The organism is Streptomyces sp. NPDC002209 (assembly GCF_042890265.1).
Classification (GTDB): Bacteria; Actinomycetota; Actinomycetes; order Streptomycetales; family Streptomycetaceae; genus Streptomyces.
Window position 1 is genome coordinate 13,913 of sequence record NZ_JBIARX010000014.1, and the last position, 14,319, is coordinate 28,231.

The window sequence follows — 14,319 nt, forward strand, 5'->3', positions numbered from 1 at the left end:
CGGCTGCCGGCACGAGGGCGGATCACACCCCCGCCGGGGCCCGCTGCGCGAAGTGGCCCTCGCGCAGGTCCTCCACCAGCAGCCGCTTCGCGATCGCGTCGGCCGCCGCCCGGAGCTCATCGCTGCGCGGGCGGCCGCGGTCCTTCTCCAGCTGGTCCCCGAGCCAGTCGCCCCACGCCTTCGAGATGGTCGCCGCCTCCCGCTCCCCCGCCGAGGTGAGCGTGAAGAAGGTGCCCTCGCGGGTCAGGTAGCCCTCCTCGATCATCCGGTCGAAGACGGGCAGCAGGACCTCCGGCGGCAGGGAGCGGCGCGAGGCGACGAGCCCGAGGCTGGCATGGCCGACGGTGCGGGTCATGAGCTCCACCTGCATCACCGCCCAGGCGCCCGCCACGTCCAGCCGGGTGTCCGAGGCGTGCACGATCGCCCGCGCCGTCTCCGGCTGCATGTTCCGTACGAGCTTCCCGACCGCCAGCTCCAGCAGGTTGGCCGAATCGCCGGAGGCCGTGACCGGTGAGGCGAAGCCGTCGCCCATGTCGGTCGAGCCCGCCCTGGCGGTGTCGCGCAGCCGGACCTGTTTGAGGAAGAGCGCGACGACGAAGCCGATCCCGGCCACCGGCACGGTCCACAGGAACACCGTGTGCAGCGTCTGCGCGTACGCCTCGACGATCGGCCCGGCCGCCGCCGGCTCGAGCCCGTGGACGCCCTTGGGGCTCTGGGCCGCCTCGGCCAGCTGCGCCGGATCGCCCCCGGTGGCCCGGGCGGCCTCCGCGACCGCCGTCTCCAGTGCGGGGCCCAGGGTGTTGGCGTAGATCGTGCCGAAGACGGCGGTGCCGAACGAGCTGCCGAGCGTACGGAAGAACGTGACGCCCGAGGTGGCGGTGCCGAGATCGGCGTAGTCCACGGTGTTCTGCACGGCGATCGTGAGGACCTGCATGCACAGGCCGATCCCGGCACCGAGCACGAACATGTACAGCGATTCCAGCCAGGCGCCGGTCCCCGGGCCCATCCGGGACAGCAGGTACAGGCCGATCCCCATCACCAGGCAGCCCACGATGGGGAAGATCCGGTAGCGCCCGGTCTTGCTGGTGACGTTCCCGCTGAAGACGGACGCGATCAGCAGGCCGATCACCAGCGGCAGGGTCCGTACGCCCGAGACCGTGGCCGAGTCCCCGTCCACGAACTGCAGGTACGTCGGCAGGAACGTCATCGCGCCGAGCATGGCGAAGCCGACCACGAAGCTGAGCACCGAGCAGACCGTGAAGACCGGGTTGCGGAACAGCCGCATCGGCAGCATCGGTTCCGCCGCCCGCGTCTCGACCAGGCAGAACAGGGCCAGGGCCAGCACGCCGAGCACGAAGAGCCCGATGATCGTCGCGGAGTCCCAGGCGTACTCGTTCCCGCCCCAGCTGGTGGCCAGGATCAGGGCGCTGGAGCCCACGGCGACCAGGGCGATGCCCAGGTAGTCGATACGGGTCCCCCCGGCGGCCCGGACCGAGGGGATCGTCCGGGCCGCCGCGATCACGACGAAGATCGCGATCGGGACGTTCACGTAGAAGGCCCACCGCCAGGTCAGGTGGTCGGTGAACAGGCCGCCGAGCAGGGGCCCGATGACGGTCGCGACCCCGAAGACGGCGCCGATCGCGCCCTGGTACTTGCCGCGTTCGCGCAAGGGGACCACGTCGGCGATCAGGGCCATGGAGGTGACCATCAGGCCGCCGGCGCCGACGCCCTGGACGCCCCGCCACAGGATGAGCAGGGACATGTTGCCGGCCAGGCCGCACAGGAACGAGCCGGTGATGAAGATGATCGCCGAGATCTGGAAGATCAGTTTCCGGCCGAAGAGGTCACCGAACTTGCCCACCAGCACCGTCGCGACAGTCTCCGCGAGCAGGTACGAGGTCACCACCCACGACATGTGGTCCCCGCCGCCGAGATCCGCCACGATCGTGGGCAGGGCGGTCCCGACGATCGTCTGGTCGAGGGCCGCGAGCAGCACGCCCAGCATGATCGTGCCGAAGACGACGTTGCGCCGCCGCCGGTCGAGCTCGGGAGGCGCCGCGGCTGCGGCGGAGGCTTCGGCCGGGGCAGTGGTCACATCTCGCACTCTCACAGCGCCCCCACCCCGCCGCATGCGCACCGGGCCGTACGAGGGACGGGCAGCGGGCTGCCGGGCGCGGGATCAGCGCAGGTAGGCCAGCCCCGGGTGCTCCGCCGCGTAGCCGTCCAGGAGCCGCCGGGCCACCCCGACCGAGTCCACCAGCGGGTGCAGCGCGAAGGCCTTGACGGCAGCGGCCCGGGAGCCGCTCGCGGCGGCCGCGAGGACCTCCCGCTCGACCGCCTTGACCGAGGTCACCAGGCCCACCGCGTGCAGCGGCAGCGGGTCCACGGCCACCGGGTGGGCGCCGTTCGCGTCGACCAGGCAGGGCACCTCGATGACCGCCTGCGCGTCGAGCACGGAGAGCACCCCGCGGTTGCGGACGTTGAGGATCAGCGTGGCCCGCTCGTCCCGGGCGATGGCCCGCATCAGCGCGAGCGCGACCTTCTCGTACCCGCCGGACTCCAGATCGCTCTCGTCGCGCTCGCCCGTGCCGGCCGCCTCGCGGTTCTCGGCCATGTACGTGGCCTCCCGTTCGGCCCGGGTCCGGTCCCAGGCGGCCAGCGCCGCCCCGGCCGGCCGGTCCGCGCGGCCCGCCTCGGCGTAGAAGCCGCGCTGCTGGTCGCGCAGGAACGCGCCGCGGGTCTGCTTGGCCTGCGCGTACGCCCGTACGGTGTCACGGTTGAAGTAGTAGTAATGCAGGTACTCGTTGGGGATCGCGCCGAGCGAGCGCAGCCATTCGGCCCCGAACAGCCGGCCCTCCTCGAAGGACTCCAGCGCCCCGGTGTCGGCCAGCAGCCGGGGCAGTTCGTCACGGCCGCCGATGCGCAGCCCGCGCAGCCAGCCCAGGTGGTTGAGGCCGACGTAGTCGATCCAGGCCTCCTGCGGGTCGGCGCCGAGCAGCCGGGCGACGCGCCGGCCGAGCCCCACCGGGGAGTCGCAGATCCCGATCACCCGGTCGCCGAGCTCCTCGGACATGGCCTCGGTGACCAGCCCGGCCGGGTTGGTGAAGTTGATGACCCAGGCCTCGGGGGCGCTGCGGGCGATCCTGCGGGCGATCTCCCGGGCGACCGGCACCGTCCGCAGGCCGTAGGCGATCCCGCCCGCGCCGACCGTCTCCTGGCCCAGCACGCCCTCCGCCAGCGCGATCCGCTCGTCCGCGGCGCGCCCCTCGAGGCCGCCGACGCGGATGGCGGAGAAGACGAAGTCGGCCCCGCGCAGGGCCTCGTCGAGGTCCCCGGTGGCGGTGACGGCCGGGGCGTCGGGCGCTGTGGAGGCGGCCGCCTGGTCGGCGAGCACCCGGGTCATGGCGGCGAGCCTGGCGGGGTCCTCGTCGTACAGCGTCACCCGGGTGACCCGGCCCTCGGCGTGGTCGCCGAGCAGTGCGCCATAGACGAGCGGTACCCGGAATCCGCCCCCGCCGAGGATGGTCAGCCGCACGCCCTACCGCCCTTCGCCCGTGCCACGATCGGTGCCACGATCGGTGGCATCCGCTCCGCGACACGTGATCGACACATGTTGGAGGGCTCCAGTGTCCCCTGCCGGGCGGCGCGGCGGGGGCTCGGCCGCTTCAGTCCTCCAGCGACGGGACGGCGCGCAGCCGGGGCCCCTGGTGGAGCGGGGCGGCGGCGCCCGGGACCGGACCGGTCGCCGCGCCCTGCGGCGTCGACAGGACCATGGTGATCCGGGTGAGGCCCATCCCGTCGAGCATCCGGCTGGATTCGGCCACCAGGCGGCAGCGTACGAGCCCCCAGCGCGGGTCCCAGTGGCGGACGGTCCGCACGGCCCCGTCGCGCTCGGCGGCGTCGGCCCCGTGGGTGCTCAGCCAGTGCGGCACCCCGTAGCGGTAGGCCGCTTCCATGAACGGGTCGCGGGCCACCTCCTGGCGGATGCTGGTCAGGCCCTCGTCCTCCGGGGCGGCGGCGAGCGCGTTCGCGAACTGGGCCAGCAGCGGGACGCACCAGGCCGGTTCGTGGTCCTCGAGCACGGCCGCGGCGTCCGGGTGGAACAGCACGAAGCGCAGGAAGTTGTCGTCCGGCAGGGCGGTCGGGTGGGGGCGCACCGACTGGAAGAGCTTGTCGAACGCCGAGTTGGTGAGCGCCACGTCCCAGCGGTGGTCCACCAGGAAGCTCGGGTAGGGCACGGCCTCCATGAGGGCCGCGTAGTCGCACAGGTAGTCGCGCTGGGCGGGGTCCTGGGGCAGCCGGTTCTCCTCGGCCGCCCGCCAGGTCGGCGGCGGGTCCCGGTCGACCATGACCCGGAAGAGCCAGAAGCACTGCCGCTCGCTCATCTCCAAGGCCTCGGCCAGGGCGAGCAGTTTGCGGTCCGTCCACTCCTTGACCAGGCCGCGCTCCCAGTTCCCGTAGGCGCGGACGCTGATACGGAGCCGGGCGGCGAGGTCTTCCTGGCTCAGGCCGAGCTCCTCGCGCCGCTGGCGCAAAATCTCCTTGCGTCGCTCCGACCGCACTGCGCCGCGTACGGACTCCTCGCCCGCCAGGCGCTCCTCACCGGCTCGGGCGAGGCCATCGGACGGGCCCACCGCTGCGAGATGTGGCACCGAGAGCTCCCCCTCTTCACGGTCTGGATCTTCAATTGCCTGTGGCGATCCTGCTACCGACTTCATTCGAGTGTCAACTATCGTGGCAATTCCAGCCTCTTGACAGCTCATTCCCGCCACAGCTGTGGCAAGTTCTGGCCCCGCGGCGGCTCCTCGGCTAGATTCCAAAAGCCGACCATGTGCCCGTACCGACCCCGCCGCGATCTAGGAGAACCACTGGTGACAGACGGCTTCCCGGCTCCCGTCGTGGTGGCCAACGCGCCCCTGGCAGCCACCGTCACGCGCGTCGCCGAACTCGCGGGCAAGATGGGCCGTGACCTGAACAAGGTCTTCGACCTGCGCCGCCTCTCCGAGGCCTCCGGCGTCCCCGCCGACGTGGTCAGGACCCTGCTGGACGGCGGGCCCGCCGGCGAGCCCTGCCTGCAGACCCGCTTCCTCCAGCGCCTCGACCTGCTCCGGCGCACCCGGCTCAAGGCCAACGGCCGCCGCTACACGCAGCAGGAGATCGCGGACGGCGCCGGGATGTCCCGCCAGCAGGCGGGCGCCCTGATCAACGGCGACCGCAGGCCCACCATGGAGCACTGCGACGCGATCCAGCGCTTCTTCGGCGTCCACGCCGGGTTCCTCACCGCGCACGACACCGACGCCCTCACCGACGCGCTCCAGCGGACCGAGCAGCAGCTGCTCCAGGACTACGCGGGCCGCACGCGCGAAACCGTACCCGCCCCGGCGGCTTCGACCGGCGATCCGCTGGCAAGACTCCTCCAGAACCACGGTGTCCGGGGCATCGCCTGGCGCGCCGCCCAACTGCCCAGCGACAAGCACCGGGACAAGGTGACCGAATGGCTGGACATGCTCCTCGAGAGCGTCAAACCGAATGAATGATGACCCAGTCGAGAGTCTGGGTCTGATCCTTGAGTCCTGATCCGGATCCGCGCCGACGGGGAGAACGGTGAGCATAGGCAGAGAGCAGCGCCGGTTGTGCAGCGAACTGGTGGCCGGGCTCCGGCTGACCGCGCCCGTGGAACCCGTGGACCTCTACGCCGCCCTCTGCGAGGGCATGAGCAGGCACCGCGGCCGCCGGGTGGACTTCCGGATGGCCTCGTTCCCGCCGGGAACGGCCAGCGGCCTGTGGCTCGACATGGCGGACCGCGATCTGGTGGTCATCGAGGAACGCACCGCACCGGACCACCAGCTGGTCATCCTGGGCCACGAGCTGTGGCACATGAAGGCCGGCCACTGCAGCCACCACGTCGACGGAGCCGCCGTCGCCGCCCGGCTGCTGAGCGACGAGGCCGATCTCGGGGAGACCGTCCGGCGCGTCGCCGCGCGCACGCGCGCCGACGTCTCGGAGGAGACCGAGGCGGAGACGTTCGGTTTACTGCTGGGCAGCCGCTGCCGGACCTGGCTCGCCGGTTCCGGCGGCCACCGGGCGCCCGCACAGCGCGACCAGTTGGCGGGCCGCATCGAGGCCTCGCTCGGATACCGGGGGCACAGGAACGACCGTTGAACGGCCAGGATTACTACATACCCGCAGCCGCCCTGGCGGTCTCACTCGCCTTCAAGCTGCCGGCGCTGCGGCACAACTGGCGCGACCCGCTCCTGCGGTCGGTCTGCGCCCTGCTGATCCTGGCCGGATCGGTGTTCACCTTCGCCGCTCCGCCCACCATCGAGGCCGTCAACCGCTGGACCGGCGTCACCAACTTCTCCGCACCGCTCGTCTACTGCCTGATCACCCTGTTCAGCGCCGCCTGCCTGGTACTGATCGTGAACTGGCGCGGCGGCCCGCCCGAAGAGACCCGGCGCATCTCGCGCCGCTGGATCCTCGGCTACGCCGCGGTCGTCGTGGTGCTGGTGGTGCTCTTCCTGCTCGGCGAGACCCCGGTGGAGCGGCTGCGCGACTTCGACACGTACTACGCCAACACCCCTTACATCCAGCAGATGATCGCCCTGTACCTGACGGCGCACCTGGTGGCGGCCGTCGTGATGGTGGCCATGTGCTGGCGCTGGTCCCTCCAGGTGCACGGCTGGCTGCGGATCGGCCTGATGATCATCGTCTCGGGCTACGTCTTCAACCTCAGCTACGACGCCACCAAGATCTCCGCGGTCGTCGCCCGCTGGGCCGGCCACGACCTCGACGGCCTGAGCACCTTCATCGCCCCGCCGCTGGCCTCCGTCGGCGCGCTGATCAGCGCGATCGGCTTCGTACTGCCCCTGCTGTGCCAGCGGCTGTCCGACAGCTGGCAGACCTGGACGACGTACCGCCGGCTCGGCGCGCTCTGGCACGAGGTGCAGATCGGGGCCCCCAGCGGCACGCCCTGCGTGCAGATGTCCTGGTGGGCCCCGGCCGAACTGCGGGTGATCCAGCGCGAGTCGGACATCCACGACGGATTCCTGCACCTCGGCCCGTACTTCGACCTGGGGCGCCGCGAGGACGCGTACGCGCGGGCCCTCGCGGACGGGGCCGGGGAGGAGACGGCGCGCGCGGTCGCCGACGCCGCGATGGTCGCGGCCGCGGTCCAGGCCCGCTCGGCGGACCCGGAGGGCGCGGTCATCGGGGCCAGCGAGGAGAGCGTCCTCGACACCCTCGGCAGCGCGCGCGACCTCGTACGGATCTCCCACGCGCTGCGGCATTCGCCGGTGGTGGCGGCCGTCCGGCGGCAGGTCGCGCTGACGGGGAGCGGGCCGGCCTGAGCCGGCCCGCCCGCGCCCCGCGCCGGCGGCCTCGGGGCGTCAGCGCTCGGCCGCGGCCAGCGCCACCTTCGGGAACAGGTCCTGGAACGGGCCCGCGGAATCGATTCCCTCCCGGCCGTAGGGTGCGTCGAAGCTCCACACCATGAACAGCAGGAACACGATCAGCGCGCTGAACAGCCCGGCCAGCAGCAGCTCCCGCCCGGAACGGCGGATCTGCAGGGTGAAGATCAACCCCACCGTGACCACCCCGCCGACCAGCAGCCCGAACCACACCACGCCCGGCAGGGTCGACTCGTCGGCCTGCACGCGGGAGTGGCGGGCGTCGTCGGCGGCCGCGATGTGGTCCAGCAGCGGCTGGTAGGCCTGCGCCTGCAGCTCGCTCGTCGGGCTCTGGTGGGTGACGTCGCTGCGCAGCTTGCCGAGCAGCTCGGCGCCCTGCGGGGACGCGCCCTCGCCCGAGGTCAGCCGCGGCCAGTCGACGGCGACGGTGTGGGAGACGTACGCGTCCACCTCGCCGCGGATCCGGTCGCGGACGGGGGCCGGGTAGACGTCGGCGCGCTGGGTGACCTCGTACAGCGACTGGGCCTCACGGCGCACGCTGTCCTCGGCGGCGCCGCGCGCCTCCCAGACGCCGGCGATGGCCAGGCCGAGCACGATCGCGTAGACCACGCCCACCATCATCGTCATGTACTCGATGACGTCGGGGGTTTCGCTGGTGTCCTCGTCCTCCGCGACCCGGCGGTGCCGGAGCGCGGTGCAGGCGAGGACGAGGGCGCAGACGAGCGCCATGGCGAAGGCCAGGACCAGCCATTCGGACACGAGGGTTCTCCCGTTGGTGGATCGGTGGGTCGGTGCAGGGGACGGGGCTCAGCCGCGGCTCTTGGAACGCGGCCGCAGCGCGGCGGCGGCGAGCACGGCCGGGGTGGTGACGACGACCATGAGCATCACGGTGGACATGCCGCCCGGGCCGCGCCGCTCCAGGGCGATCGAGTGGTACGGACGCACGTGGAAGGCGCTCACGGGCGCGGCCACGGCTGCGGGCCGGGGCGGGGCCGCAGCTTCGGCCGGCGCCGGCTCCTCCACCGCCTCGGCAGCCGGCGCGGGTGGCGCGGGCTCCGGCTCCGCGGCCCTCGCCTTCGCCGTCGGCCGGGGCGGCTCCGGCGGCTCGGGCGCGGCGACCGCCGGCGCGGGGCCCCGCCCGGGGTGGTGCACGGTCGGCCGCTGGGCGCCGGGCAGGACGGCGCGTACCGGGGGCCGGACCGCGGGGGGCAGGACGGCCGGGGGCGCAGCGGCGGGCGGCCGCGGCTGCCCGGCCGGAACACAGGCGTCGCGCGGAACCCCGTGGCGGGTGCCGGTGTCGGTGCGGGAGCCGGTGCCGGCGCCTGCGCCTGCGTCTGCGCCGTCGGGCTGGCCGATGCCGACGCCGGCGCCGTGGCCCTGGGCGATGCCGGTGCCGTCGTCGGCGACCGCCACCTGGCCCTGCAGCGGGCAGAGGGCCGCCACCAGGCCTGCTCCGGCGAAGTACTGCCAAGCGGTCACCGCGCGTCCTCCCGTTGTGAGGGTCTCGGCTGAAGAAACGATCACGACGGCGCTTCGACACGCCGCAGACGCGTCAAGATCGCCGACGCACGGGTGACGTCCGGCCGCCGAGGGCGTTCGGCGGGCCTGCCGGCCGACGGAGAGCGCCGGACCGAGCGTGCGTGCCAGACCCCGCCGACCGGAAGGGACTTCGACGACACGACCTAGGCTGGCCGCATGTCGCGCGTGTTCGGATCTGCCGTCCCCGAGGAGCCGGTCGCCGTCTGGGGGGCACTGAAGCGGCCGGTCCGCTTCCTCGGCTCCTGGTGGCCGTGGCGGTGCTGGGGGTACCTCGGCGGCGGGATCCCCCTCGGGTACGGGGTCCTGCTCGCGCTGGTGCTGTTCGTCGGGCTGGGGGTGCTGCTGGCCGTCGCCGGGATCGGGCTGCTCCTGCTGCTCGCCGCCGTGGCCGCCGCGGTGCCGCTCGGGCGGTTCGAGCGGTGGCGGCTGCGGTGGGTGGAGCCCGTCCCCGTGCCGGAACCCCACGTCTCGCTCGCCGGGGCCGGCGCCGCCGCCTGGCTGCGGACCCGGCTGCGCGAGCGCGCCACCTGGCGGGAGCTCGGGTATGCGGCCCTGCTCGGGCCGGTGTTCGCCGCGGCCGGCTTCGGGGTCGTCACGCTGTTCGCCTTCTCGCTGATGCTCGTGGCGAGCCCGGTCGTCGTGTGGGCCCTTGCCCCCGAGACCGTGATGCTGATCCCCGGCAGGCCGGTCTCCGGCCCCCTGGAAGCCCTGGGCGGTACCGGCGTCGGGCTGGCCGGGCTCGTCGTGGCCGCGTACGCGGGAGGGCTCCTCGCGGGAGCCCAGGTGAAGACCGCGCGGCTGCTGCTCGGAGCACGCGAGGAGGACGCCCGGGTGCTGGAGCTGACCCGGTCCCGGGTCCGCCTCGTGGACGCCTTCGAGGCCGAACGGCGGCGGATCGAGCGGGATCTGCACGACGGCGCCCAGCAGCAGCTGGTCGCCCTCAGCATGACCCTCGGTCTCGCCGAACTGGAGCTGCGCAGGGTGCCGCAGGCCGCCGACGCGGCCGAGCTGGTGGCCCGGGGCCGCGGCGAGGCGCGGCTGGCCCTGGAGCAACTGCGGGACCTCGTACGGGGGATCCACCCGCAGGTGCTCACCGACCACGGGCTCGCGGCGGCCGTCGCGGAGGTCGCGCTGCGCCATCCCGTGCCGGTGACCGTGGACCTGGACGTGCCCCGGCTGCCCGAACCGGTGGAGATCACGGCGTACTTCACCGTCACGGAGGCCCTGGCCAACGCGGCGAAGCACAGCGGCGCCTCGCACATCGGGATCGCCGGTAAGGTCGACGGGGGCCGGCTGACTCTCTCCGTCACCGACGACGGCCGCGGCGGGGCGGATCCCGGTGCGGGAGCGGGCCTGGCGGGTCTCGCGGACAGGGTGGCGATGTTGCAGGGCAGGCTGGTGGTGTCCAGTCCGGTGGGCGGTCCGACCGAACTCCGGGTGGAGGTGCCGTGCTCCGGCTGATCCTCGCGGAGGACTCCGTCCTGTTGCGCGCCGGGCTGACGGAACTGCTCACCCGCAGCGGCCACCGCGTCCTCGCCGCCGTCGGCGACGCCGAGGAACTGATCCGGGCGGTGGAGGCCGAACGGCCCGACGCCGTCGTCACCGACGTCCGGATGCCGCCCGGATTCCGCGACGAGGGCCTGCGCGCCGCCCTCGAACTGCGTTCGCGGGACGCTTCGTTGCCCGTGCTCGTGCTCTCCCAGTACGTCGCCACGGCGTACGCCGCCCAGCTGTTCACCGCCGGCACGGCGGCCGGCGGCCCGGCCGGGCTGGGCTATCTGCTCAAGGACCGCGTCGGCGAGGTGGCCGAGTTCCTCGACGCCCTCGAACGGGTCGCGGGGGGCCAGATGGTCATCGACCCCGAGGTGGTCCGCGTCCTGCTGGGCCGGCAGGCGGCGGACCGGCCGCTCGCCCGGCTCACCCCGCGCGAACGCGAGGTGCTCGCCCTGATGGCCGAGGGCCTCAACAACCAGGCCCTGGCGGCCCGCCTGTTCGTCACCGAGGCGGCCGTCGTCAAACACGCGAGCAGCATCTTCATGAAGCTGGACCTCGACCCGACCGAGGGCAACCGCCGTGTCCTGGCGGTACTGGCCCACCTGCGCGGCGCGGAGGGCTGACCTCCGGGCACCTCCACCGGGCCGGGTTGCAGATCCTTCCCGACGGAAGGGACTACGCGTGCGCGGAATTCGTCGCCGCCCCGCCCCTGACGTACTGACCCGCGGAGCCGGCCACGACGCGGGAGTACCCGGGGGCGGTGACCGACCGCCCCCACGCCACCAGCAGCACCGGGAGCGCCAGGTAGCCGAAGCGCCCGGCCGGGGCCAGCAGGAAGGCCAGCGTGAGGCCGGCCGCGAGCCGGTCGGCCGCCGCCACGAGCGTGCGGGGCGGCCGCACCGCCAGTGAGACCGCGACGGCCAGGCCGCCCACCGCGAGCAGAGCCACCGTCAGCCACCACCCCCAGGTGCCCAGTTCGGCCAGCAGATGTCCCGGCAGCGGGCTGCTCGCCGGGGTGGGAACCTCCGCGCGCCCGGTCGGGAAGGCGAACACCTGCCGCACCGTCTCCGCCGGCTGGAGCAGCGCGCTCGGCAGCACCAGCGCTGCCGTGCCGAGGACCGCCACCGCAGCGCAGCGCACCGCCGCCCGACCGCCCCGGCAGGCCGCGAGCAGGGCCACCGCCACCGCCACCGCGGGCAGCGCCGTCCACTTCAGCGCGCACGCCGCGGCGAGGGCCGCCCCCGCCAGGACCGGCCGCCCCGCCGCGGCCGCCGCCAGCGCCAGGCAGCACATCCCGGCCAGCGGCAGGTCCACGCCGCTCACCGCCAGCGGCAGTGCCACCACCGGCGAGGCCACCAGCACGGGCACCAGGGGCGACCGCGCCCCGCCGAGCAGGCGGCGCCCCGCCCACAACCCGCCGAACAGGACCGCCGCGCACCAGAGCCGGGCGTCGCCCAGCCGTCCCAGCACCGTGTGCGGGATGCCGAGGGCCGCCATGGCCGGCAGGTACGGGGTGTACTCGTCCACTCCCGCGGGCTGATCCACGTACATCCGCCCGGTCTCCAGCAGCAGCCGTCCGGAGCGTTCGACGACCATCACCTCGGACTGCCCCCGGCCGGTCAGCACCAGCCACAACAGCGGGACCGCGACGGCTCCCACGAGGGCGGCCGCCACGGCGGCCCGCGGCCACCGGGCGGTGAGCGCCGCGGCGCACAGGTAGCCGGCCGCCGCGCACCCGCCCCACAGCCGGTGCGGCCCCAGTGAGGAGAAGAGCGGGAAGGACAGCGCCCAGGCGGCCGCCACGAGCCAGCCGGTCACCTGAAGGTCGGTGCGGACCGTACGGAAAGGGGTCATGGGCCCATTCCAGCCGTCCGCCCCCGGCCGGGTCTGCCCACCCAGGTGGACACTTCGGGGTCGGGTTTTCCCTACCCCGCCGCGCCCGCGCGGGGGAAGGGGGTACGGCGAAGGGGCGCGGCCCCGAAAGGCCGCGCCCCTTGGCTCGGACGGATGTCAGCCGGCCTCGGTACCGCCGAAGCGCTCGCGGTAGGACTCCAGGTCCTCCTCGGTGACCCGCGCGAAGAGCACCGGCGGCACGGTGAACGGCGTGCCCGCCGGGACCGCGTCCAGGGACCTGGCCTGCTCCGGGGTGACCCACGTGGCCGTGTCGTCGGCGAGCGCGAACGAGGAGCGCATGGCGCGCGCCGAGGCCGGGATGAACGGCTCCGAGACCACCGAGTAGAGGTGGATCAGGTTCATCGCGGTGCGCAGCGTGAGCGCCGCGCCCTCCAGGTCGGTCTTGACCTCCAGCCAGGGGGCCTTCTCGTCGAGGTAGGCGTTGCCGGCCGACCACAGGGCGCGCAGCGCGGCCGCGGCCTTGCGGTACTGGAGGGACTCCATGTGGCCCTCGTACTCGGCGAGCAGCTCGGCGATCTGCTCGCCCAGCTTGGCCTCGGCCTCGCCGGCCGGGCTGCCCGCCGGGACCTCGTCGCCGAACTTCTTGCGGGAGAAGGTCAGCACGCGGTTGACGAAGTTGCCGAGCGTGCCGCCGAGGTCCTTGTTGACGGTGGCGGCGAAGTGCTCCCAGGTGAACGACGAGTCGTCGGACTCGGGCGCATTGGCGATGAGGAAGTAGCGCCAGAAGTCGGCCGGGAGGATCTCCAGCGCCTGGTCGGTGAAGACGCCGCGCTTCTGCGAGGTGGAGAACTTGCCGCCGTAGTACGTCAGCCAGTTGAAGGCCTTGACGTAGTCGACCTTCTTCCACGGCTCGCGGGTGGCCAGTTCGGTGGCGGGGAACATCACCGTGTGGAACGGGACGTTGTCCTTGGCCATGAACTGGGTGTAGCGGACGTCCTCGGCCTCGTACCACCACGACTTGTAGTCGCGGTTCGCCGGGTCCAGGTCCGACCACTCCTTGGTGGACCCGATGTACTCGATCGGGGCGTCGAACCAGACGTAGAAGACCTTGCCCTCGGCGGCGAGCTCGGGCCAGGTGTCGGCCGGGACCGGAACACCCCAGTCGAGGTCGCGGGTGATGGCGCGGTCGTGCAGGCCCTCGGTCAGCCACTTGCGGGCGATGGAGGAGGCGAGCTGCGGCCACTCCGCCTCGTGCTCTGCGACCCAGGCCTCGACCTCGTGCTGGAGCTTGGACTGCAGGAGGAAGAGGTGCTTGGTCTCGCGGACCTCCAGCTCGGTGGAGCCGGAGATGGCCGAGCGGGGCTCGATCAGGTCCGTGGGGTCCAGGACGCGGGTGCAGTTCTCGCACTGGTCGCCGCGGGCCTTGTCGTAGCCGCAGTGCGGGCAGGTGCCCTCGACGTAGCGGTCCGGCAGGAAGCGGCCGTCGACCGGCGAGTACACCTGCCGGATCGCGCGCTCCTCGATGAACCCGTTCTCCTGCAGCTTGCGCGCGAAGTGCTGGGTGATCTCGCGGTTCTGCGCGGAGGAGCTGCGGCCGAAGTAGTCGAAGGACAGCTCGAAGCCGTCGTAGACCGCCTTCTGGGCGTCGTGGGCCTGCGCGCAGAATTCGGCGACCGAGACGCCGGCCTCCTTGGCGGCGAGTTCGGCGGGGGTGCCGTGCTCGTCGGTGGCGCAGATGTAGAGGACGTCGTGGCCGCGCTGGCGGAGGTACCGGGAGTACACATCCGCCGGAAGCATCGACCCGACCATGTTGCCCAGGTGCTTGATCCCGTTGATGTACGGAAGCGCGCTGGTGATCAGGTGTCGAGCCATCCTCGGATGCTCCATTTCATCTCTGCGGTGACAACGTGCCGTGACGGATTGTGATGCGGTTCATCGTATCGAACCGCCGAAAGGCCACGTGCCGCATTTTTTCGGGGTGGACGTAACGCAAAAGCGAGGGAAGTGACCTCTCCGTCACGGCCCT

The 14,319-nt window shown here is 73.0% G+C and carries 12 protein-coding genes; 5 read left to right on the forward strand and 7 right to left on the reverse strand.

Annotation, left to right across the window (positions count from 1 at the left end; genetic code table 11):
- Positions 1 to 22: 22 nt before the first annotated feature.
- From ACFYXK_RS24925 to ACFYXK_RS24935, 3 genes are all read right to left on the reverse strand, one after another.
- Positions 23 to 2,095 (reverse strand): MDR family MFS transporter, encoded by a 2,073-nt coding sequence (locus ACFYXK_RS24925; RefSeq protein WP_389413093.1) that lies wholly within the window; start codon positions 2,093 to 2,095, stop codon positions 23 to 25.
- Positions 2,096 to 2,179: 84 nt separating this feature from the next.
- Positions 2,180 to 3,535 carry a 6-phospho-beta-glucosidase gene (locus ACFYXK_RS24930; protein WP_389413094.1) on the reverse strand — a complete coding sequence of 452 codons (1,356 nt, stop codon included), beginning with the start codon at positions 3,533 to 3,535 and terminating at the stop codon, positions 2,180 to 2,182.
- A gap of 130 nt (positions 3,536 to 3,665) precedes the next feature.
- Positions 3,666 to 4,652 carry a helix-turn-helix domain-containing protein gene (locus ACFYXK_RS24935; protein WP_389413095.1) on the reverse strand — a complete coding sequence of 329 codons (987 nt, stop codon included), beginning with the start codon at positions 4,650 to 4,652 and terminating at the stop codon, positions 3,666 to 3,668.
- Between the two features lie 219 nt (positions 4,653 to 4,871).
- On the opposite strand from ACFYXK_RS24935, the gene ACFYXK_RS24940 reads away from it, so the two are divergent.
- From ACFYXK_RS24940 to ACFYXK_RS24950, 3 genes are all read left to right on the forward strand, one after another.
- Positions 4,872 to 5,537: a helix-turn-helix domain-containing protein gene (locus ACFYXK_RS24940; protein WP_389413096.1), complete on the forward strand. Its 666-nt coding sequence runs from the start codon at positions 4,872 to 4,874 to the stop codon at positions 5,535 to 5,537.
- A gap of 67 nt (positions 5,538 to 5,604) precedes the next feature.
- On the forward strand, positions 5,605 to 6,162 hold the full coding sequence (locus ACFYXK_RS24945) for a toxin-antitoxin system, toxin component (RefSeq protein ID WP_389413097.1): 558 nt from the start codon (positions 5,605 to 5,607) through the stop codon (positions 6,160 to 6,162).
- Entirely contained in the window at positions 6,159 to 7,346 is a 1,188-nt protein-coding gene (locus ACFYXK_RS24950; protein WP_389413098.1) for an MAB_1171c family putative transporter, read from the forward strand. The genes ACFYXK_RS24945 and ACFYXK_RS24950 overlap by 4 nt, the downstream gene beginning before the upstream one ends.
- A gap of 39 nt (positions 7,347 to 7,385) precedes the next feature.
- Here the strand turns inward: ACFYXK_RS24950 and ACFYXK_RS24955 are convergent, their stop codons facing one another.
- Both ACFYXK_RS24955 and ACFYXK_RS24960 read right to left on the reverse strand, forming a co-directional pair.
- Entirely contained in the window at positions 7,386 to 8,165 is a 780-nt protein-coding gene (locus ACFYXK_RS24955) for a hypothetical protein (RefSeq protein WP_389413099.1), read from the reverse strand.
- 48 nt (positions 8,166 to 8,213) lie between these two features.
- Positions 8,214 to 8,885 (reverse strand): hypothetical protein, encoded by a 672-nt coding sequence (locus ACFYXK_RS24960; RefSeq protein ID WP_389413100.1) that lies wholly within the window; start codon positions 8,883 to 8,885, stop codon positions 8,214 to 8,216.
- Positions 8,886 to 9,101: 216 nt separating this feature from the next.
- Here ACFYXK_RS24960 and ACFYXK_RS24965 point away from each other — a divergent pair, with 216 nt between their 5' ends.
- Together ACFYXK_RS24965 and ACFYXK_RS24970 are read left to right on the forward strand one after the other, a co-directional pair.
- Positions 9,102 to 10,406: a sensor histidine kinase gene (locus ACFYXK_RS24965; protein WP_389413101.1), complete on the forward strand. Its 1,305-nt coding sequence runs from the start codon at positions 9,102 to 9,104 to the stop codon at positions 10,404 to 10,406.
- A complete protein-coding gene (locus ACFYXK_RS24970; RefSeq protein ID WP_389413102.1) occupies positions 10,394 to 11,062 on the forward strand; it encodes a response regulator in 669 nt (222 codons plus the stop codon). Before ACFYXK_RS24965 ends, ACFYXK_RS24970 begins: the two co-directional genes overlap by 13 nt.
- A 52-nt stretch (positions 11,063 to 11,114) precedes the next feature.
- On the opposite strand, the gene ACFYXK_RS24975 is transcribed toward ACFYXK_RS24970, so the two are convergent.
- A complete protein-coding gene (locus tag ACFYXK_RS24975) occupies positions 11,115 to 12,293 on the reverse strand; it encodes a glycosyltransferase 87 family protein (RefSeq protein WP_389413103.1) in 1,179 nt (392 codons plus the stop codon).
- A 156-nt stretch (positions 12,294 to 12,449) separates the two neighbouring features.
- Positions 12,450 to 14,165 carry a methionine--tRNA ligase gene (gene metG, locus ACFYXK_RS24980; RefSeq protein WP_389413104.1) on the reverse strand — a complete coding sequence of 572 codons (1,716 nt, stop codon included), beginning with the start codon at positions 14,163 to 14,165 and terminating at the stop codon, positions 12,450 to 12,452.
- Positions 14,166 to 14,319: the final 154 nt, after the last annotated feature.

Excerpts from the sequence above, each read along its gene's own strand:
- ACFYXK_RS24965 (WP_389413101.1), top strand. The coding sequence starts at position 9,102 with ATGTCGCGCGTGTTCGGATCTGCCGTCCCCGAGGAGCCGGTCGCCGTC.
- ACFYXK_RS24975 (WP_389413103.1), bottom strand. The coding sequence starts at position 12,293 with ATGACCCCTTTCCGTACGGTCCGCACCGACCTTCAGGTGACCGGCTGG.
- metG (WP_389413104.1), bottom strand. The coding sequence starts at position 14,165 with ATGGCTCGACACCTGATCACCAGCGCGCTTCCGTACATCAACGGGATC.